General features: G+C 67.6%; 18 protein-coding genes and 1 pseudogene. 12 read left to right on the forward strand and 7 right to left on the reverse strand.

The genetic code is table 11. The features are described from left to right. Positions 1 to 68: 68 nt before the first annotated feature. Positions 69 to 653 (reverse strand): GNAT family N-acetyltransferase, encoded by a 585-nt coding sequence (locus AB8P05_RS06110; RefSeq protein WP_472759191.1) that lies wholly within the window; start codon positions 651 to 653, stop codon positions 69 to 71. 337 nt (positions 654 to 990) lie between these two features. On the opposite strand from AB8P05_RS06110, the gene AB8P05_RS06115 reads away from it, so the two are divergent. From AB8P05_RS06115 to purL, 8 genes and pseudogenes are all read left to right on the forward strand, one after another. Further along, positions 991 to 1,440 (forward strand): hypothetical protein, encoded by a 450-nt coding sequence (locus AB8P05_RS06115; protein ID WP_472759192.1) that lies wholly within the window; start codon positions 991 to 993, stop codon positions 1,438 to 1,440. A 120-nt stretch (positions 1,441 to 1,560) separates the two neighbouring features. Next, positions 1,561 to 1,839, forward strand: coding sequence for a hypothetical protein (locus AB8P05_RS06120; RefSeq protein ID WP_472759314.1), 279 nt, complete (start codon positions 1,561 to 1,563; stop codon positions 1,837 to 1,839). A 130-nt stretch (positions 1,840 to 1,969) separates the two neighbouring features. Beyond that, positions 1,970 to 2,866, forward strand: a complete 897-nt coding sequence (locus tag AB8P05_RS06125; protein WP_149222202.1) for a glycine--tRNA ligase subunit alpha — start codon at positions 1,970 to 1,972, stop codon at positions 2,864 to 2,866. A 4-nt stretch (positions 2,867 to 2,870) separates the two neighbouring features. Further along, positions 2,871 to 4,958 (forward strand): glycine--tRNA ligase subunit beta, encoded by a 2,088-nt coding sequence (glyS, locus tag AB8P05_RS06130; protein ID WP_472759193.1) that lies wholly within the window; start codon positions 2,871 to 2,873, stop codon positions 4,956 to 4,958. A gap of 159 nt (positions 4,959 to 5,117) precedes the next feature. Continuing rightward, entirely contained in the window at positions 5,118 to 6,488 is a 1,371-nt protein-coding gene (locus AB8P05_RS06135) for a TldD/PmbA family protein (RefSeq protein WP_472759194.1), read from the forward strand. Positions 6,489 to 6,699: 211 nt separating this feature from the next. After that, positions 6,700 to 7,926, forward strand: coding sequence for an ammonium transporter (locus tag AB8P05_RS06140; protein ID WP_472759195.1), 1,227 nt, complete (start codon positions 6,700 to 6,702; stop codon positions 7,924 to 7,926). Positions 7,927 to 8,038: 112 nt separating this feature from the next. Further along, positions 8,039 to 8,728, forward strand: a complete 690-nt coding sequence (gene purQ, locus AB8P05_RS06145; protein ID WP_014248546.1) for a phosphoribosylformylglycinamidine synthase subunit PurQ — start codon at positions 8,039 to 8,041, stop codon at positions 8,726 to 8,728. After that, positions 8,725 to 10,948 (forward strand): annotated as a pseudogene (gene purL, locus AB8P05_RS06150) (phosphoribosylformylglycinamidine synthase subunit PurL). The gene purQ and the pseudogene purL overlap by 4 nt, the downstream one beginning before the upstream one ends. Before the next feature lie 98 nt (positions 10,949 to 11,046). Here the strand turns inward: purL and AB8P05_RS06155 are convergent. The 3 genes from AB8P05_RS06155 to AB8P05_RS06165 form a co-directional block, all read right to left on the reverse strand. Then, positions 11,047 to 11,634: a DedA family protein gene (locus tag AB8P05_RS06155; RefSeq protein WP_472759196.1), complete on the reverse strand. Its 588-nt coding sequence runs from the start codon at positions 11,632 to 11,634 to the stop codon at positions 11,047 to 11,049. Positions 11,635 to 11,811: 177 nt separating this feature from the next. After that, complete coding sequence (locus tag AB8P05_RS06160) at positions 11,812 to 12,261, reverse strand: hypothetical protein (protein ID WP_472759197.1); 450 nt, start codon at positions 12,259 to 12,261, stop codon at positions 11,812 to 11,814. Positions 12,262 to 12,407: 146 nt separating this feature from the next. After that, the gene (locus tag AB8P05_RS06165) at positions 12,408 to 12,887 is read right to left on the reverse strand and encodes a putative toxin-antitoxin system toxin component, PIN family (RefSeq protein WP_472759198.1); all 480 of its coding nucleotides are present in this window, start codon (positions 12,885 to 12,887) and stop codon (positions 12,408 to 12,410) included. Between the two features lie 129 nt (positions 12,888 to 13,016). Here AB8P05_RS06165 and AB8P05_RS06170 point away from each other — a divergent pair, with 129 nt between their 5' ends. Then, the gene (locus AB8P05_RS06170; RefSeq protein ID WP_310112366.1) at positions 13,017 to 13,376 is read left to right on the forward strand and encodes a response regulator; all 360 of its coding nucleotides are present in this window, start codon (positions 13,017 to 13,019) and stop codon (positions 13,374 to 13,376) included. A gap of 5 nt (positions 13,377 to 13,381) precedes the next feature. Continuing rightward, positions 13,382 to 14,008, forward strand: a complete 627-nt coding sequence (locus AB8P05_RS06175) for a chemotaxis protein (protein ID WP_472759199.1) — start codon at positions 13,382 to 13,384, stop codon at positions 14,006 to 14,008. A 68-nt stretch (positions 14,009 to 14,076) separates the two neighbouring features. Here AB8P05_RS06175 and AB8P05_RS06180 read toward each other — a convergent pair whose 3' ends face one another. The 3 genes from AB8P05_RS06180 to gltX form a co-directional block, all read right to left on the reverse strand. Beyond that, positions 14,077 to 14,508, reverse strand: a complete 432-nt coding sequence (locus AB8P05_RS06180; RefSeq protein WP_455172368.1) for a DoxX family protein — start codon at positions 14,506 to 14,508, stop codon at positions 14,077 to 14,079. Between the two features lie 276 nt (positions 14,509 to 14,784). Next, on the reverse strand, positions 14,785 to 16,161 hold the full coding sequence (cysS, locus tag AB8P05_RS06185; RefSeq protein WP_472759200.1) for a cysteine--tRNA ligase: 1,377 nt from the start codon (positions 16,159 to 16,161) through the stop codon (positions 14,785 to 14,787). 46 nt (positions 16,162 to 16,207) lie between these two features. After that, positions 16,208 to 17,551, reverse strand: a complete 1,344-nt coding sequence (gltX, locus tag AB8P05_RS06190) for a glutamate--tRNA ligase (RefSeq protein WP_472759201.1) — start codon at positions 17,549 to 17,551, stop codon at positions 16,208 to 16,210. Between the two features lie 180 nt (positions 17,552 to 17,731). On the opposite strand from gltX, the gene elbB reads away from it, so the two are divergent. Then, a complete protein-coding gene (gene elbB / locus AB8P05_RS06195) occupies positions 17,732 to 18,400 on the forward strand; it encodes an isoprenoid biosynthesis glyoxalase ElbB (RefSeq protein WP_455172371.1) in 669 nt (222 codons plus the stop codon). 136 nt (positions 18,401 to 18,536) lie between these two features. Next, positions 18,537 to 19,106 carry a hypothetical protein gene (locus AB8P05_RS06200; RefSeq protein ID WP_455172372.1) on the forward strand — a complete coding sequence of 190 codons (570 nt, stop codon included), beginning with the start codon at positions 18,537 to 18,539 and terminating at the stop codon, positions 19,104 to 19,106. Positions 19,107 to 19,170: the final 64 nt, after the last annotated feature.

Consider the following 19,170-nt stretch of genomic DNA (forward strand, 5'->3'; position numbering starts at 1 on the left):
TATTTGTATCGACGCAAGAATTCTAATTGCCTAATGAGAGACCGTCATTACCTGTTGCACGCAATACACTAAGTCGCGGACGCCCGTACCGACCGCATCGCCTGCTCCCGCCCGCCGGAAAGCCACTCCTCGCGGCTGTGGTGCCAGAAATCGGCTTCGGCCGGGCTCACCGGCTCGGGCAGGATACCGGACCCTCTGATACGCGCGCCAAGCCGGCGTGCCACTGCCTGTGACGCCACATTCCGTGGATGGATCGAGTGAATGACCTCCGTCCAGCCGAGATGGTCGAACACCCAGTCGATGGCCGCGACGGCACCCTCCACCGCATAGCCGCAACCCCATCGGTCGTGGATGATCGCCCAGCCGAGTTCGGGCCCGGGCCAGCCATCCGGCACCCATGGACCGACGCGACCGACCCAGCGGCCGGTCTCCTTCTCGATGACCGAAAACATGCCGAAGCCCTGGATCGACCAGGCCCCGGCCATGGCGAGGAACCCGCGCCACGCGATCGGGCGGGATTGCACGCCGCCGATGAACTCGGTCGTCTCCGGATCGGTCATCATCGCCGCCCAGCCGTCGAAATCCTCAGCCCGCGTCGGGCGCAGGATCAGACGAGCGGTTTCCAGCATCGGTTCAGCCTTGGAATCCGTCATCGCGCCGCCTCTACCGTCAGCAAAAGCGCAGCCATACCGCGAACACCTTCCCCAAAATACCGCCCGCCGAGAAGATCGAGGCGGAAAATAAACAACCCTTGCGAATACCGCGCGACCGATTCGGCAACGGGCGCAAGAAATATCATTCACAAGCATCAAACCTGCGTCCAGAGCGAACTGTCGGCACCACCGTTGCGCAGCGGGACCTTGACCGAACACCCTAGGCTTTCTGGGCTAAGGCGACGACGCGCCTCGGATCCCATATGATGATGCGATGCCCGGACGCCCCATGCGCCCGGGCGGACAAAAAGAACAGAGACAAGTACGGAGCACAACGATGTTGCGGTTTCGGATGGCCATCCTGGCCCTGGCGGCGGTGAGCGGCGCGACCCTGGCCGTTAGCGGCTTCAGCGGCGGTGCCGCGGCCCAGTCCAAGCTGGACTCCTCGGGCCAGCCCGTGTGGGACGAAAGCCACAACCAGCGACCGACCGCGGCCAGCGACCGCGCGTTGCCGGCCGGCGTCGTCACCCTGCGCACGGCGACCTCCGCCCCCGGCCTGCTCGGCGTCTATGCCCGCAACGGCCTGCCCTTCGACATCGTGCTGACCCGCGTCGACGCCACCCAGTGCGTCAACATCGCGCCGGAGGATTGCGGCCTGTTGGGCACCGACGTGCGCGTCGCCAGCGGAGCGGAGGTTCTGGTGCGCAGCCTGCGTCAGGCCGACATGACCCGCACCTACGGCGTCACCCCGGTCTACAGCTGGCGCCCGGCCGTCGCCTCCAAGTAAGCGGCGGGTCCAATGGGCCGTCGCCCCGTCGGGGACGGCGGCCCTCCCCTTCCCTATTCCCTTGACTTCCCGTCGCCCGCGGGCTGAATGCGCGCGAGAGCAGACGGGTAGCCGGCGATGATGTCCTTGTCCAAGATTCTCCTCCTTGCGCTGGTGATCGGCGTCGTGTGGTTCGGCTGGCGCTGGATCAACCGCGTCCAGGCGATCGGCCGCGCCCGCACCGCCCCCCGCCGGGCGGACGGCCGCCGCGACGCCGCCGCCGACCCGTCGCCGCGCGAAACCAGGACGTCCGCCGCCGCGGAGGCGGAGGACATGGAGAAATGCCCGGAATGCGGCGCCTATGTCGCCCCGCGTTCCGCCGTGTCCTGCGGCCGCCCGGCCTGCCCCTACGGCCGCTGACGGCGCGAAGCGCCCCACCCTGTCCCGACAGGACGCCGCGGCGGCGCGATTTGCCGCGCTGCGGCTTGATTTGACGGTGGCGCCCGCCTATCGTGCGCCGCGTTTTCAACATTTCTATTGTGGACCGTCCATGGCCTCCCAGATCGGGACTTCCGACGGCGGGAATTCCGCCGACCGCCGCGGCCTGTCGTTCCAGGCCCTGATCCTCAAGCTCCACCAGTTCTGGTCGGAGCAGGGTTGCGTGATCCTGCAGCCCTACGACATGGAGGTCGGCGCCGGCACCTTCCACCCCGCGACCACGCTGCGCGCGCTGGGTCCCGATCCCTGGAAGGCGGCCTATGTCCAGCCGTCGCGCCGGCCCAAGGACGGCCGCTATGGCGAGAACCCGAACCGCCTGCAGCACTATTACCAGTACCAGGTCATCATGAAGCCCTCGCCGGCCAACGCGCAGGAGCTTTACCTGGACAGCCTGCGCGCCATCGGCATCGACCCGGCGCTGCACGACATCCGCTTCGTCGAGGACGACTGGGAAAGCCCGACCCTGGGCGCCTGGGGCCTGGGCTGGGAAGTGTGGTGCGACGGCATGGAAGTGACGCAGTACACCTATTTCCAGCAGGTCGGCGGCATCGAATGCGACCCGGTCGCGGTCGAGCTGACCTATGGCCTGGAGCGCCTCGCCATGTATGTGCAGGGCGTGGAGAATGTCTATGACCTGGACTTCAACGGCCAGGGCGTGAAGTACGGCGACGTGTTCAAGCGCGCCGAGGTCGAATACTCGAAGCACAATTTCGAGTTCGCCAACACCGACATGCTGCTCCAGCATTTCAAGGACGCCGAGGCCGAGTGCCAGGCGCTGGTCGCGCAGAACCTTGCGCTGCCCGCCTATGACCAGTGCATCAAGGCGTCGCATCTGTTCAACCTGCTGGACGCCCGCGGCGTGATCAGCGTTGTCGAGCGCGCCGCCTATATCGGCCGCGTGCGCGCGCTGGCCAAGGCCTGCTGCGAAGCCTGGACGGGGGCGAAGTAATCCCATGACCGAACTCCTGATCGAATTCTTCTCCGAAGAAATCCCCGCCCGCATGCAGGCGCGGGCCGCCGACGACCTGAAGCGTCTCGTCACCGACAAGCTGGCGGCGAACGGCCTGACCTTCGCCCGCGCTATCGCCCATTCGACACCGCGCCGTCTGGCATTGGTAGTGGCTGGCCTGCCGGAGCGCACCGCCGACGTGCGCGAGGAAAAGAAGGGTCCGCGCGTCGGCTCGCCGGAGCAGGCGGTCGCCGGCTTCCTGAAGTCGGCCGGCCTCGACAGCCTCGACCAGTGCGAGCAGCGCGACACCGGAAAGGGCGTGTTCTATTTCGCGGTGACCGAGAAGAAGGGCCGCGAGACCGCCGAGGTGCTGGCGGAGATCATCCCCGCCGCCATGGCCGAACTGCCCTGGCCGAAGTCTATGCGCTGGGGCACCGGCACCGTGCGCTGGGTCCGTCCGCTGCACTCGATCATCGCCCTGTTCGGCGGGCGCGTGCTAGACGGCGGCTATGACATCGGCGGCACCCAGGGCCGCGTCGCCTTCGGCAACGTCACCCGCGGCCACCGCTTCCTGGCGCCCGACGCCTTCACGGTGGAAAGCTTCGCCGACTACAAGGAGAAGTTGTGCGCCGCCAAGGTCGTGCTGGACCGCGAGGAGCGCAAGGCCAAGATCAAGGCCGATGCCGAAGCGCTGGCCGCCGCGCAGGGCCTGACCCTGTCGCCCGACGACGCGCTGCTGGAGGAGGTCGCCGGCCTCGTCGAATGGCCGGTCGTGCTGATGGGCGGCATCGACGAGAGCTTCATGGACGTGCCGTCGGAGGTCCTCATCACCTCCATGCGCACCCACCAGAAGTATTTCGCCGTGCTGGACGCCAACGGCAAGATGGCCCCGCGCTTCATCGTCGTGGCGAACACCGAGACGCTGGACAGCGGCAAGGCCGTGGTGGCCGGCAACGAGCGCGTGCTGCGCGCCCGCCTGTCCGACGCCAAGTTCTTCTGGGACCAGGACCGCAAGACCAAGCTGGAAGCCCGCGTCCCGGCGCTGGAGAAGATCACCTTCCACGCCAAGCTGGGCACGGTGGCCGAGAAGGTCACCCGCGTTCAGCTGCTGGCCGCCGAGATCGCCCGCGCGATCGGTGCCGACAGCGACGCCGCCAGCCGCGCCGCCCTGCTGTGCAAGGCCGATCTGGTGACCGAGGTGGTCGGCGAGTTCCCCGAGGTTCAGGGGATCATGGGCCGCTACTATGCCCTGGGCCAGGGCGAGAGCGCCGACGTCGCCAACGCCATCGCCGACCATTACAAGCCGCTGGGTCCGTCGGACAGCTGCCCGACCGCGCCGGTTTCGGTCGCGGTGGCGCTGGCCGACAAGATCGACACGCTGGTCGGCTTCTTCGCCATCGACGAGAAGCCGACGGGCTCGAAGGACCCGTATGCGCTTCGCCGCGCCGCGCTGGGCGTGATCCGGCTGGTGCTGGAGAACGGACTACGGGTGAAGCTGTCGGAGGTCTTTGCGGCTGCCCATGGCGCCTACAAGGTCAGCGGCTTCGCCCCGGCCGGCAGCGTCGGCGGCGACCTGATGTCCTTCTTCGCCGACCGCCTGAAGGTGGTGCTGCGCGAGCAGGGCGTCCGTCACGATCTGGTCGATGCCGTGTTCGCGCTGGGCGGCGAGGACGATCTGGTGCGGCTGCTTGCCCGCGTGAAGGCTCTGCAGGCGTTCGTCGGTTCGATTGAGGGCACTAACCTGCTGGCAGCCTACAAGCGCGCCTCCAACATCGTCCGCATTGAGGAGAAGAAGGAAAGCGCGGCCTTTGATCAGGCAGTCAACGAAACTGGATTGGTTCAGGTAGAGGAAAAGGCACTATACGTAGCCCTTAAAGGTGCATTGACCGATGCTGCCCCCCGATTGGCTGCGGAAGACTTCACCGGCGCCATGGCAGCACTAGCAACGCTACGTTGGCCAGTCGACGCCTTCTTCGACAAGGTCACGGTGAATGCGGAGGACAAGGACCTGCGCGCCAACCGCCTGCGCCTGCTGACGCAGATCCGCACGACCCTGAACGCGGTCGCCGACTTCTCGAAGATCGAGGGCTGAGTGCGGAGGGGGCGTTCGCGCCCCCTCCCCCGCTTCCCCATTCCACCAAACGCACCCGTCGCATGGCCGCCGATACAGGCGGGCGGCCATTTAACCTCTTCCCCGTTCCGCGTTGCCCTCCCATTTGCTAGACAGACAGGAGACCAACCGGAGAGCCTGATGACCGTTTCGCCGAACGACCAGCACCGGACGGATCCGTCCGGGGTCCTGAACCTGCTGGACGACCTGATCGCCAAGGCGCGCGCCGCCGGGGCGGATGCCGCCGACGCCGTGCTGTTCGACAGCGCGTCCGTGTCCCTCGCCCAGCGGCTGGGCAAGACCGAAAAGCTGGAGCGATCCGAATCCGGTGACCTCGGCCTTCGGGTGTTCGTCGGCAAGCGGCAGGCCATCGTCTCTTCCACCGACCGCAGCGCCAAGGCGCTGGGCGAACTGGTCGAGCGCGCCATCGCCATGGCCCGCGTGGTGCCGGAGGACGGATTCGCCGGCATCGCCGATCCCGACCAGTTGGCCCGCAGCTGGCCCGACCTCGACATCTGCGACAATGACGAACCGTCGTCGGAAACGCTGATCGAACGCGCCCGCATCGCCGAAGAGGCCGCGATGGCGGTTCAGGGCGTCACCAACTCCGAAGGCGCCGACGCCGGCTGGAGCCGCTCGACCATCGCCATCGCCGCGTCCAACGGATTCGCCGGAACCTACGGCGTGTCGCGCCAGTCGCTGTCGGCCTCCGTCATCGTCGGCACCGGGACGGGGATGGAGCGCGACTACGACTATGACAGCAAGGTCTATGGCGCCGACCTGCGCGATGCCGCCGAGATCGGCCGCGAGGCCGGCGAGCGCGCCGTCCGCCGCCTGAACCCCCGCCGGGTCAAGAGCTGCAAGGTGCCGGTGGTGTTCGACCCGCGGGTGTCGCGCGGCCTGCTCGGCCACCTGACCGGCGCCATCAGCGGTCCCAGCATCGCGCGGGGCACCAGCTTCCTGAAGGACAAGATGGGGCAGCGGATCTTCGCGCCCTCCATCACCATCGTCGACGATCCGCATGTGAAGCGCGGCCTGCGCTCCCGCCCCTTCGATGCCGAGGGCGTCGAGGTGAAGCGCCGCACGCTGATCGAGGACGGCGTGCTGACCACCTGGCTGCTCGATTTGCGGTCGGCCCGGCAGCTCGGCCTGCAGACCACCGGCCACGCCGCCCGCGGCACCTCCGGCCCGCCCGGCCCGGCCCCGGCCAACGTCTATATGGCGGCCGGCAAGCGCAGCCGCGCCGATATCCTGGCGGAGATCAAGGACGGCTTCTACGTCACCGACCTGATGGGCATGGGCGTCAACGGCGTCACCGGCGACTACAGCCGCGGCGCCGGCGGCTTCTGGATCGAGAACGGCCAGCTCGCCTATCCCGTCAACGAGATCACCATCGCCGGCAACCTCAAGGACATGTTCCTGAACATGGAAGCCGCCGACGATCTGGAACTGCGCTTCGGCATGGATGCGCCGACCGTGCGCATCGACGGCATGACCATCGCCGGCATGTGATCGGCCGGGCGGAGGGTATCTCCGCCCGCTTCTTCATCACTTGGCATCGTTCTTGCGCGGACAGCGGGCAACCCAAAACGGGTTCGCCCGCTTTTTGTGCTGCATTTCCGCCACTCCGCCTATCCAAACGTCAGCTACGCCCTTGCGCATACCTGCACGATCTGATAGCAATTTGCCGCTTTTTTGGGCGGATTGCTGAAGGTTTGTGCAAATGGATGCGGCAAAGACGGGTGGCGACGTCCTTTTCGTGCTGATGGGCGCGGTGATGGTGCTGGCAATGCACTGCGGCTTCGCCCTGCTTGAGGTCGGGACGGTCCGGCGCAAGAATCAGGTGAACGCGCTGGTGAAGATCCTGTCGGATTTCGCCATGTCGACCATCGCCTATTTCTTCATCGGCTACACCGTCGCCTACGGCATCGACTTCTTCAGCGACGCCCAGACGCTGGTCGGCAAGGGAAGCGGCGGCTTCGCGGCCTATGGCTATGATCTGGTGAAGTTCTTCTTCCTGGCGACCTTCGCCGCCGCGGTGCCGGCCATCGTGTCGGGCGGTATCGCCGAGCGCGCCCGCTTCTGGCCGCAGGCAGGCGCCACCCTGGCGCTGATCGCGCTGTTCTATCCGCTGATGGAAGGCACGGTGTGGGGCACCCGCCTCGGACTGCAGAGCTGGATGGCCGCCACCTTCGGCCAGCCCTTCCACGACTTCGCCGGATCGGTGGTGGTGCATGCCTTCGGCGGATGGGTGGCGCTGGGTGCGGTGCTGAATCTCGGCAACCGCCGCGGCCGTTATCGCGCCAACGGCTCGCTGGTCGCCATCCCGCCGTCGAACATCCCGTTCCTGGCGCTGGGCGCCTGGGTTCTGTGCGTGGGCTGGTTCGGCTTCAACGTGATGAGCGCGCAGGTGCTGGACGGCGTGACCGGTCTGGTCGCGCTGAACTCGCTGATGGCGATGGTCGGCGGCATCGTCACCTCGCTGGTCATCAGCCGCACCGACCCCGGCTTCGTCCACAACGGCGCGCTGGCCGGTCTGGTTGCGGTCTGCGCCGGCTCCGACGTGATGCACCCGCTGGGCGCGCTGATCACCGGCGGCGTCGCCGGGCTGCTGTTCGTCTGGGCCTTCAACAAGTGCCAGATCGACTGGAAGATCGACGACGTCCTGGGTGTGTGGCCGCTGCACGGGCTGTGCGGCCTGACTGGCGGCCTGTTGGCCGGTGTCTTCGGGCAGGAGGCGCTGGGCGGTCTGGGCGGGGTGTCGATCCTCAGCCAGATCGTCGGGACGCTGGGCGGCGCCGGCTTCGGATTCGCCGCCGGGCTGGCGGTCTACGGCCTGCTGCGCGTCACCGTCGGCATTCGCCTCGACCCCGAACAGGAGTACAAAGGCGCCGACCTGTCGTTGCACCACATCACCGCGTACCCGGAAGAGGATGCGCCGGGCATGTAATGCGCCGCACACAACTCCGCCGCCCCTTGGCCGACTCTTGCTTTGCCGGGGCGGCGGCTTTAGTGTCCGGCGCGAACTCCTCCCCCTCACGACGCCGGATTTTGACCGCCCCATGAAGGCCGCCATCGTCGTTTTCCCCGGCTCCAACCGCGAACGCGACGCCGTCGCCGCGCTGGAGGCCGTCAGCGGGACCAAGCCGCATCTGGTCTGGCACCGCGACACCGAACTGCCCAAGGTCGACCTGATCGTCGTGCCCGGCGGCTTCTCCTATGGCGATTACCTGCGCTCCGGCGCCATGGCGGCGCATTCGCCGATCATGCGCGAGGTGAAGGCGCGGGCCGATCAGGGCGTGCGGGTGCTCGGCATCTGCAACGGCTTTCAGATCATCACCGAGGCCGGTCTGCTGCCCGGCGCGCTGATGCGCAACGGCGGACTGAAGTTCATTTGCCGCGTCCAGCATCTGCGGGTGGAGAACACCGACAGCCCCTTCACGGCGAAATACGCCAAGGGTCAGGTCGTCCGTTACCCGATCGCCCATGGCGACGGCAACTATTGGACCGACGCCGAAACGGTGAAGCGTCTGGACGGCGAGGGCCAGGTGGCCTTCCGCTACATCGCCGACGAGACCCGCGCCGATCCGCGCGGCAATCCCAACGGTTCGGTCACGGACATCGCCGGCATCTTCAACGCCAAGCGCACCGTGCTGGGCCTGATGCCGCACCCCGAGGACGCGGTGGAGGCCCTGCACGGCAACACCGACGGCAAGCCCATGTTCGAAGGTCTGGTGGAGGCCCTGTCGTGAGCGCTGAAGCTACCAAGGCGCAGGAGCGTCCGGTCACCGTCGAGCTCGCCAAGGAGTTCGGCCTGTCCGCCGAGGAATACCGGAACGCCCTGGACATCCTGGGCCGCACCCCGACCTTCACCGAGCTGGGCATCATCTCGGTCATGTGGTCGGAGCACTGCTCCTACAAGTCGTCCAAGGTGTGGCTGAAGACGCTGCCGACCACCGGCCCGCAGGTGATCTGCGGCCCCGGCGAGAATGCCGGCGTGGTCGACATCGGCGACGGCGACGCCGTCATCTTCAAGATGGAAAGCCACAACCACCCGTCCTACATCGAGCCCTTCCAGGGTGCTGCGACGGGCGTCGGCGGCATCCTGCGCGACGTGTTCACCATGGGCGCGCGGCCCATCGCCAACATGAACGCCCTGCGCTTCGGCTCGCCCGACCATTCCAAGACCCGCCATCTGGTGTCGGGCGTGGTCGCCGGCATCGCCCATTACGGCAACTGCGTCGGCGTGCCGACCGTGGGCGGCGAGACCAACTTCCACCCGGCCTTCAACGGCAACATCCTGGTCAACGCGATGACCGTGGGTGTCGCCAAGACCGACAAGATCTTCTATTCGGCCGCCGCCGGCATCGGCAACCCGGTCGTCTATGTCGGGTCCAAGACCGGCCGCGACGGCATCCACGGCGCCACCATGGCGTCGGCCGAGTTCACCGAGGATTCGGAGGAGAAGCGCCCGACCGTGCAGGTCGGCGATCCCTTCACCGAAAAGCTGCTGATCGAAGCCTGCCTGGAGCTGATGGAGACGGACGCCATCGTCGCCATCCAGGACATGGGTGCAGCCGGCCTGACCTCCTCCTCGGTCGAGATGGCCGGCAAGGGTGGGCTCGGCATCGAGCTGACGCTCGACACCCTGCCGATGCGCGAAGAGGCGATGACGCCCTATGAGATCATGCTCTCCGAAAGCCAGGAGCGCATGCTGATCATCCTGAAGCCGGGCCGCGAGGAGGTGGCGAAGGCCATCTTCGACAAGTGGGAACTGGACTTCGCCGTCATCGGCCACCTGACCGACACCGGCAACCTCGTCATCAAGATGTATGGCGAGACCTGGTGCGACATGCCGATCGCCCCGGTGTCGAACGCCGCACCCGAGTACAACCGCCCGTGGGAGCCGACGCCGAAGGCGTCGGACGTCGACGACGGCGTGCTGGCCGGCTATTCCGCCGATCTGGGCGACACCCTGACCAAGCTGTTCGGCTGCCCCGACCTCGCCTCCAAGCGCTGGATCTGGGAGCAGTATGACAGCCTCGTCGGCGGCGACACCCGCTTCATGTCGGGTCAGGCCGACGCCGCGGTCGTCCGCGTGCCGGGCCAGACCAAGGCGGTCGCCATCACCACCGACTGCACCCCGCGCTACTGCCTGGCCGACCCGGTCGAGGGCGGCAAGCAGGCTGTGGCCGAGGCGTGGCGCAACCTGTCGGCGGTGGGCGCCCTGCCGCTCGCCATTACCGACAACATGAACTTCGGCAACCCCGAGAAGCCGCGGATCATGGGCCAGTTCGTCGGCGCCGTTCAGGGCATCGGCGAGGCCTGCAAGGCGCTGGACTTCCCGGTCGTGTCGGGCAACGTCTCGCTCTACAACGAGACCAATGGCGAGGCCATCCTGCCGACCCCGGCCATCGGCGGCGTCGGCATCATGCCGGACGCGATGATCGCGGTTGGCATCGCCTTCCGGGGCGAGGGCGACGTCATCCTCGCGGTGGGCGAGACGAAAGGCCATCTCGGCCAGTCGATCTTCCTGCGCGAGATCCTCGGCCGCGAGGAGGGGCTCCCCGCCGGTCGATCTGGCGGTGGAACGCCGCAACGGCGACTTCGTCCGCGGCCTGATCCGCGAGGGTCTGGTGGTGTCGAGCCACGACGTGGCCGACGGCGGCCTGATCGTCACCATCGCCGAGATGGCGCTGGCCGGCGGCGTCGGTGCCTACCTGACCGCCTTCGACGGTGCCAGCCCGCGCGTGCTGTTCGGCGAGGACCAGGGCCGCTACGTCCTGGCTGTCCGTCCGGACGTCGCCGCGGCGGTGCAGGAGAAGGCCAAGGCGGCCGGCGTTCCGCTCACCGTGCTGGGCGAGACCCGCGGCACGGCGCTTTCGGGCCGCGGCGGCGACATCGTGTCGCTGAAGCGCCTGCGCGACGCCAACGAGAACTGGCTGCCGACCTATATGGCGGCCGAGCTGTAAGAACGGAAAAGGGGCTGCTTCGCAAGAAGCAGCCCCTTTCGATTCGTGTGACTTTTTAGGACTGGTGGACGCCTCCCAACCTTCTCAGGTCAGGCGCCTCACTCCGCGGGATTGGTCGCGGCCAGCGCCCGGCGGCGGACCCACAGGATGCTCTTGATGGTCAGCCACAGCGCGCCGATGGCCAGAGCGGACAGCACCAGGATCTTCGGACCGTCTTCGCCGATGGCGGCGGCGGCTTCACCGAACAGGTAACCGGCACCGGCAAAGCTCCAGGCCCAGATGCCGGCGGCGATGAAGTTCCAGACCAGGAAGCGCGACCACGGCATCCGCGAGGTGCCGATGGCGACCGACGCGATGTTCCGCACGCCGTAGAGGAAGCGGAAGACCAGGATGAAGGCGACGCCGTATTTCTCAAGCCAGCGCAGCACCCGGCCGGCATGCACCTCGGCCGATGGAAAGCGCGCGAGCGCCTTGTTACCCCAGCGGCGGCCGAGCCAGAACCAGAGCTGATCGCCCAGGAAGCTGCCGATCCAGACGGTTCCAACCAACCAATATAGATTGATGATCCCGAGCTTTGCACCCATCCCGCCGAAGATTACAAAAGTTTCACCTTCAAAAAAGGCCCAGACAAAGGCCAGCGGGTAAAAGGCGTTCCCCCATTCCTGCAACCAAGTGATCCAGTCCAAAGCCCCCTCCGGGAGACGTCGCTTGTAGGTTCGGCGAGCCCGATGGCGTCTGACGGCCGCTTTATTGTGCGATGCGGCAGATAAAACGCGGGCTGGGGACGATCATGACATAAAGACGCGCCGTTTGTCTCGGAAACTTTCTTGACTAAGGAGTGACCCCGACGGTGGCCCGACGGATCAGAAATCCTCACCCGACAGTTCCCCGACCGCCTGCCTGGCGGCGCGCAACAGGGCTGGGTTCGGCTCCCGCGGGATGTCGCCGTCGTCGCCGTCCACATCGTCGCCGTCCGGCGCGGCACGGCGCTTCAACTCCCGCGCCGCCTCGATCAGCAGATGGGCCAGCCGCTGGTCGGGCAGCGCCTGCACCAGCGCCCGCAGTTCCGGGTTGGACAGCGCAGCCGGGTCGAACGCCGGGGGAGGAGGAGGAGGCGCGGGCGGGGCAAGCGGCAGGGTTGCGATGCCGGACGCCGGGGCCGCGGCCCTGGGCAGGGGAACCGCCTCCCGCACCATGTCGACGGCCACCTGGGCGGCCATCGTCGCCGCGGCACCCGCCGCCCGCTGCCGGCGCGGCTTGCGCGCCGGTTCCGTCTCCGGCAGGTCGTCGAACAGAAGCCGTTGGACGCTCATCGCTGCAGATGCCCCCTGCACTCCACCAAGGCCATGGCTCACCGATCGCCACGGCCGTTCCCGTTCACTCGCGGTTTGCGATGTGTTCTCTTTTCATTCTAGGAAGAGCGCCCGGTTTGTCGAGCGGATTCTGCGGGGTTGCCCGATCAGCACAGCGCGTCGAGGAAGCGTTCCGGCCGCAGCACCCTCGTCTCCCCGGCCCGGCGCACCGACAGGAGTTGGCGGTCGACGGTCACCAGCCAGGGCACCGCCCCGCCGACGGCGGCGGCCAGGAACATGTCGTCTTCCGGATCGCGGCACAGGCGCCCGACCGCCGCCGGCTCCACCAGAACGGTCTCCGCCCTGATCCGGTCGAGGAAGCCGCGGCGATCCGCCGCGGAGACGTAACGGTCGAAGGTCGGGCGCATCAGCACCTCCTCCAACTCCGCCAGGGTTTCGCTGCTGCCGGTCAAGCCCCCATCCTCCCTCACCCGCTCCACGCAGCGGCGGATGGCGTCCTGACGCCGGATGGCGGCGTCGCCCAGCAGCGCATAGGCCACCAGGATGTTGGTGTCGAGCACGGCACGGACCGGGGTGCGGACCTGCGGGCTGGTCGGCGCGGGGGCGCTGCTGTTCTGGATGAACATTGATATATCGGAAGGCTGTAAAGGTTGAAGAACTCGGCCGTCCTGCGAGGGCCCGTGTTGTGGGACGCACCGGTTTGCGGTAAGAAGCCCGCGAGGTCTGAACGGAATCTTTAGGACGGAATCATCGGCATGACCAGCATCCTCGTCGTCGACGACAGCCGACTGGCGCGCAACATGGTTTCCAGCGTCATCGCTTCGCTGCGGCCCGACTGGACCATCGTCACGGCGGCGAGCGGCGAGGAGGCCCTGGAGATCGTCGGGGAGGTGCCGCCGGCCGCCGCCATCGTCGACTACAACATGCCGGGCATGGACGGGCTGGCGCTCGCCGAGCGGCTGAAGGAGCGGTTCGACGGCCTTACCATCGGCCTGCTGACCGCCAACGTCCAGGACGCGCTGCGGCGCAAGGCGGAAGCGCTGGGCGTCCGTTTCATCGCCAAGCCGATCACCTCGGACAAGATCCGCGACTTCCTCGCCGCGGCCGGGCAGTGACGCCGATGGCAGAGCCCGCATCCGGAGATCCCCTTCGCCTCGACGCCGACGAGGCCGACGCCATCGCCGAGCTGTTCAACATCGGCATGGGCGAGCCGGCCGCCGCCCTCAGTTCCATGCTGGGGGAGGAGGTGCATCTGTCGGTGCCGTCCTTCGCGGTGTCGACCCGCTCCCGCATCACCCAGGAGGTCGGCGGCGATCTGGCGGGCGACCAGCCGGTCTGCGCCGTCCGCGGCGCCTTCACCGGCCCCTTCACCGGGGAGGCGATGCTGATCTTCCCCGAACGCGGCACGCTGGCCCTGGTCGGCCGGCTGATCCCCGTCGATCCCGCCGCTGAGGCGCCGGGCGAGATGGAGCAGGACGCGCTGACCGAGATCGGCAACATCATTCTGAACGGCTGCCTCGCCAGCCTGTCCAACCTGATCGGCGGCGAATTGTCGGGGGCGGTCCCGGGCTATGGCGCCGGCGCTCCCGCAGCGGTCATCGGCTCCGCCACCGATCCCGTGCTGTTCGTGCGCATCGACATGGCGCTGGCCGCGGGCGACGCGCGCGGGCATGCGCTGTTCCTGCTGGACATCGCGTCGCTGGACGCCTTCCGCGAAGCGATCCGGCGGGCATTGGCGGGGCTCTGACGAAGAAAGGGGAGGCGGGCGTTCCCGCCCCCTCCCCCGGCATCGACCGGCAGCGCTTGCGCCGCGGATCAGGCCAGCTCGCGCCGGCCGGCGGGAGCGCCCAGCGCCGGAACCTTCACCGCGAAGGCGCCGTCACCCAGAAGCGACTGCACGACCAGCAGGACCGTCCAGAAGGCCGGGAACTCCCAGCCGCCGCCCTGCGCGCTGAACACCCAGCCATTGCCGACATGCTGCAGCGTGGCGCCGATCATGATCGGCAGCAGGGCCAGCGCGATCCAGCGGGTGTAGACACCGGCGATCAGCAGAAGCCCGCCGCCGATCTCGCCCAGGATCACGAGATAGGCGAAGACGCCGGGATATCCGATGCTCTCGAAATAGCCGACGGTGCCGGGAATGGTGAAGGTCATCACCTTCAGCACAAGACCGTGGGCCAGAAACAGCAGGCCGAGGCCGACGCGCAGCAGGAAGGCGGCGTAGGGGGCGGTGCGATTGTCGATCATGGTCAGGGTCTCCTCTGTCAGGCGGTCGGTCTGGACCGCGTTTCGTCTGAAGAGGAGATTAGCCGGATCGCGGGGCGTGATAATCCGCGGAGTTTGTGAAGGTTTGTTGTTGGTGTAGCGACAATGGGGCGGAAGGACACTTTCCCGGCTTTGTAACCCTCTCCCCCCGTGGAGAGGGCTGGGTGAGGGGAGACACCGCCTGCCTTCCCAAGAATCCTCGCCACGCTTCCCCCTCACCCTAACCCTCTCCCCGAGGGGAGAGGGAATCCTCCCATCTCACCCCCGCTTCCAGGTCGTGCCCTGCGGGCCGTCTTCCAGAACGATGCCCTTGTCGGCCAGCTCCTTGCGGATGCGGTCGGCCTCGGCGAAGTTCTTCGCGGCGCGGGCGGCCTTACGGTCGGCGATCAGCTGCTCGACATCGGAGTCGCTCAGCCCCTCGGCCCCGCCGGTCGGCGCCCAGCGGAACCACGCCTCCGGGTCCTGCTGCAGCAGGCCGAGTTGCTGGCCGGCTGCCAGCAGCGCGCCCTTGGCGGCGGCCTTCTCGGCGTCGCTCTTCGCCTTGTTCACCGCGGTCGCCAACTCGTGCAGATGCGCGATGGCGAGCGGGCTGTTCAGGTCGTCCTCCAGCGCCGCCAGCACGTCGAAGGGCACTTCCGCCGCCGTCGGCACCGGTTCGCCGCGCAGGGCCTGATACCAGCGGTCGAGCGTGCCCTTGGCCTGCCGGATTCCCTCGCGGGTGAAGTCCAGCGGCTGGCGATAGTGCGCGCTCAGCAGGGTCAGGCGGATCGCCTCGCCGGGGAACTCGTCGAGCAGGTCGTGGACGGTGAAGAAGTTGCCGAGCGACTTCGACATCTTCTCGCCTTCGACCGTCACGAAGCCGTTGTGGACCCAGGTGCGGGCCAGCCGGTCGGTGCCGTTGGCGCAGCAACTCTGCGCGATCTCGTTCTCATGGTGCGGGAAGATCAGGTCCAGACCGCCGCCATGGATGTCGAAGGTGGCGCCCAGATGCTCCTTCGCCATGGCGGAGCATTCGATGTGCCAGCCCGGACGGCCGCGGCCCCAGGGGCTGTCCCAGCCGGGCTGGTCCGGCGTGCTGGGCTTCCACAGCACGAAGTCGGAAGCATCGCGTTTGTATGGCGCCACCTCCACCCGCGCGCCGGCGATCATGTCCTCCAGCGAACGCCGCGACAGCTGGCCGTAGCTGGGCATCGACGGGACGGAGAACAGCACATGCCCTTCCGCCGCATAGGCGTTGCCGCGTTCGATCAGCGTGGCGATCAGCGCGATCATCTGGCCGATATGCTGGGTCGCCCGCGGCTCGATGGTCGGACGCAGGGCGTTCAGCGCGTCCATGTCGGCATGGAACAGGTCGGTGGTGCGCGCGGTCAGCGCGTCGATGGGCTCGCCGCTATCGCGCGCGCGGTCGATGATCTTGTCGTCCACGTCCGTGATGTTGCGGACATAGGTCACCGCCGGATAGAGCCGCGACAGCAGCCGGAACAGCAGGTCGAACACCACCACCGGCCGGGCATTGCCGATATGGGCGGTGTCGTAGACCGTCGGACCACAGACATACATGCCGACATGGTCCGGGCGAAGCGGCTCGAAGCGCTCCTTACGGCGGGTCAGCGTGTTGTAGAGGTCCAACGGCACGGTCCGAACTCCCAAGAATAGAGAGATATTAGGATGAAGAGAGGTTTCAGGCGGTTTCGCCGGCCAGTCGCCGGAGGCTGCGCGCCCGTCCGATCAGGGGTAGCAGGTTCTTCAATTCCGGTCCATGGTCGCGCCCGGTCAGCGCCCGGCGCAGAGGAAGGAACAGATCCTTGCCCTTGCGCCCCGTCGCCCCCTTCACCGCATTGGTCCAGGCGCCCCAGGTGCCGAGGTCCCACGGCTCGTCGGGCAGCAGTGCTGCCGCCTGGGCCAGGAAAGCGGCATCCTCCACCAGCGGCGACACCGGCGCATGGGTCACCGCCCACCAGTCGCGCGCGTCGTTCAGCCGCGCCAGATTGGGCCGCACCGCCTCCCAGAAGGCGGCATCGGCGCCGGTCAGGCCGAGATCCTCCAGCCGGGCGGCCACCGCGTCGAAGGGCGTCAGGTGCAGGATGCGGGCGTTCAGCCGGCCCAGCTCGTCGGGATCGAACTTCGGCGTGCCGCGGGCGATCTTCGACAGGTCGAACTCCGCCACCAGCTCGTCAAGCGTCAGCCGCGCCTCGATGGGATCGGAGGTGCCGAGCTTGGCCAGCAGGCTGTTGACCGCCATCGGCTCGATGCCGTCCTCGTCGCGCAGGCTGCCGACCGACAGGCTGCCCAGCCGCTTCGACAGCCCCTGCCCGCCGGCATCGGTCAGCAGCGGCAGATGAGCGAAGGTCGGCACCGCAGCGCCAAGCGCTTCGAAGATTTGGATCTGGACCGCGGTGTTGGCGACATGGTCCTCGCCGCGGATGATGTGGGTGATGGCGAAATCGGCGTCGTCAACCACGCTGGTCAGAGTGTAGAGCGGCCGGCCATCCTCGCGGATCAGCACCGGGTCGCTCAGCGCCGTGCCCTCGAACCGCACCGGCCCGCGGACGAGGTCGGTCCATTCCACCGGAGTCGGGTTCAGCTTGAAACGCCAGTGGGGCTTGCGCCCCTCCCCTTCCAGCCGGGCGCGGTCCCCGTCGGTCAGGCGGAGTGCTGCGCGGTCGTAGATCGGCGGGCGGCCCTGCGACACCAGACTGGCGCGCTTGAGGTTCAGCTCCTCCGGCGTCTCGTAGCAGGCATAGAGCCGGCCGGCCGCCTTCAGCGCGGCAGCCGCCTCGTCATAGCGCGGATAGCGGTCGCTTTCGCGGGCGAAACGATCCCAGGTGAGGCCGAGCCAGGTCAGGTCGGCGGCGATGCCGTCGGCGAACTCCTGGGTCGACCGTTCCTCGTCGGTGTCGTCCAGCCGGAACATGAAGCTGCCGCCGGTCTTGCGCGCGAACAGCCAGTTGACGAGCGCGAGGCGCACATTGCCGACATGGATGCGGCCGGTCGGGCTGGGGGCGAAACGGACGGCGGTGGACATGGCAGGACTCGGGTTGCGGACGGGACAGGCGGGCAGTCCTAGCACGGCCGGCGCGCCTTCCGAAAGCGGTCCGCAACCGATGCATCCGCGCAACAGATGGGTCCCTGCGTCCGTTGGCACGGTAGGCGCGGCCGTCCGCCTGCGTTAGCTTGGCGGCAAATCCAACCTCGGAGACTTCCTATGGCGGACAAGAGCTTGCGCATCGGCGTCGTGCTGTCGGGTTGCGGCGTGTATGACGGTGCGGAAATCCACGAGGCGGTCTGCACGCTGCTGGCCATCGCCAGGGCCGGCGCGGTTGCGGTGTGCTATGCCCCCGACATCCCGCAGGCCCATGTCGTCAACCACCTGACCGGCCAGGAGACCGGCGAGAGCCGCAACGTGCTGGTCGAATCGGCCCGCATCGCCCGCGGCAAGATCACCCCGCTCAGCGAGTTCTCGGCCGGCGACGTCGATGCGCTGATCTTCCCCGGTGGTTTCGGCGCCGCCAAGAACCTCAGCGATTTCGCCTTCAAGGGCGCCGACTGCTCGGTCAACCCGCAGGTGGTGGCCGCCGTCGCTGCTATGCGTGCCGCCGGCAAGCCGATCGGCGCGCTGTGCATCGCCCCGGCCATCCTCGCCAAGATCCTGGGCCAGCAGGGGGTGGAGCTGACCATCGGCAACGACCCCGGCACCGCCGCCGCGCTGGAGTCGATGGGTGCCGTCCACCGCAACACCGGCCATGGCGAGATTGTGGTCGATCCCGGGCTGAAGATCGTCACCTCGCCCTGCTACATGCTGGACGCCAACCTGGTCCAGATCGCCGAAGGGGCGGAGAATACTGTCAAGGCTCTGGTCGATTTGGTGAAGTGACCAGAGAAAGTCATGACGAAGGGGGTAGCGATACCTCCTTTGTCACGGGCAATGTCACAAAGCTGGGCAATAATTCATTAACCGCCTTCCCACACCCTTTGCCTCGGTTTCTTTTTTCATCGGGCGAGGGCTGGCGATGACCTGCATTGTGGGATTGGTGGACGGCGACCGGGTATGGATGGGCGGCGACAGCGCCGGGGTGAACGGCCTGGACATCACGGTGCGCGCCGACACCAAGGTGTTCCGCAACGGCGACTGCCTGATCGGCTTCACCAGTTCCTTCCGCATGGGCCAGCTGCTGCATTACCGGCTGGAGGTTCCGCAGCGTGACGGCGACACCGACCTGTTCCGCTACATGGTGGTGGACTTCGTCGATGCCGTCCGCAACTGCCTGAAGGACGGCGGCTACGCCCACCGCTCCAACGATGTCGAGACCGGCGGCACCTTCATGGTCGGGCTGGAAGGCCGGCTGTTCACCGTGCAGTCCGACTATCAGGTCGGCGAGGCGGTGCGCGGCTATCACGCCATCGGCTGCGGCTCCGACTATGCGCTGGGTTCGCTCGCCTCCACCGCCGGCCAGCCTCCGGAGGAGCGTGTGCTGAAGGCCCTGGAATGCGCCGAGCTGTTCAACGGCGGCGTCCGTGCGCCCTTCACCATCCAGTCCAGCCTGCGCCGTCCGCAACTGGCCCTCACCGAAGCCGCATAGCCTTCGACCAAAGTCGAAAGCAAAGGCCAAGACTGCGCTCTGGCCATCCAAAGCATCGTGGCGT

The sequence above is a fragment of the Azospirillum sp. VT-I1 genome, assembly GCF_055698305.1.

What these genes read in the sequence shown, in the direction of transcription:
- purQ (WP_014248546.1), top strand. Translation starts at nt 8,039, where the DNA reads ATGAAGGCCGCCATCGTCGTTTTCCCCGGCTCCAACCGCGAACGCGAC.
- AB8P05_RS06135 (WP_472759194.1), top strand. Translation starts at nt 5,118, where the DNA reads ATGACCGTTTCGCCGAACGACCAGCACCGGACGGATCCGTCCGGGGTC.
- AB8P05_RS06115 (WP_472759192.1), top strand. Translation starts at nt 991, where the DNA reads ATGTTGCGGTTTCGGATGGCCATCCTGGCCCTGGCGGCGGTGAGCGGC.
- AB8P05_RS06200 (WP_455172372.1), top strand. Translation starts at nt 18,537, where the DNA reads ATGACCTGCATTGTGGGATTGGTGGACGGCGACCGGGTATGGATGGGC.
- AB8P05_RS06175 (WP_472759199.1), top strand. Translation starts at nt 13,382, where the DNA reads ATGGCAGAGCCCGCATCCGGAGATCCCCTTCGCCTCGACGCCGACGAG.
- AB8P05_RS06165 (WP_472759198.1), bottom strand. Translation starts at nt 12,887, where the DNA reads ATGTTCATCCAGAACAGCAGCGCCCCCGCGCCGACCAGCCCGCAGGTC.
- AB8P05_RS06120 (WP_472759314.1), top strand. Translation starts at nt 1,561, where the DNA reads ATGTCCTTGTCCAAGATTCTCCTCCTTGCGCTGGTGATCGGCGTCGTG.
- AB8P05_RS06125 (WP_149222202.1), top strand. Translation starts at nt 1,970, where the DNA reads ATGGCCTCCCAGATCGGGACTTCCGACGGCGGGAATTCCGCCGACCGC.
- AB8P05_RS06110 (WP_472759191.1), bottom strand. Translation starts at nt 653, where the DNA reads ATGACGGATTCCAAGGCTGAACCGATGCTGGAAACCGCTCGTCTGATC.
- AB8P05_RS06170 (WP_310112366.1), top strand. Translation starts at nt 13,017, where the DNA reads ATGACCAGCATCCTCGTCGTCGACGACAGCCGACTGGCGCGCAACATG.
- AB8P05_RS06140 (WP_472759195.1), top strand. Translation starts at nt 6,700, where the DNA reads ATGGATGCGGCAAAGACGGGTGGCGACGTCCTTTTCGTGCTGATGGGC.
- AB8P05_RS06180 (WP_455172368.1), bottom strand. Translation starts at nt 14,508, where the DNA reads ATGATCGACAATCGCACCGCCCCCTACGCCGCCTTCCTGCTGCGCGTC.
- AB8P05_RS06160 (WP_472759197.1), bottom strand. Translation starts at nt 12,261, where the DNA reads ATGAGCGTCCAACGGCTTCTGTTCGACGACCTGCCGGAGACGGAACCG.
- elbB (WP_455172371.1), top strand. Translation starts at nt 17,732, where the DNA reads ATGGCGGACAAGAGCTTGCGCATCGGCGTCGTGCTGTCGGGTTGCGGC.
- gltX (WP_472759201.1), bottom strand. Translation starts at nt 17,551, where the DNA reads ATGTCCACCGCCGTCCGTTTCGCCCCCAGCCCGACCGGCCGCATCCAT.
- glyS (WP_472759193.1), top strand. Translation starts at nt 2,871, where the DNA reads ATGACCGAACTCCTGATCGAATTCTTCTCCGAAGAAATCCCCGCCCGC.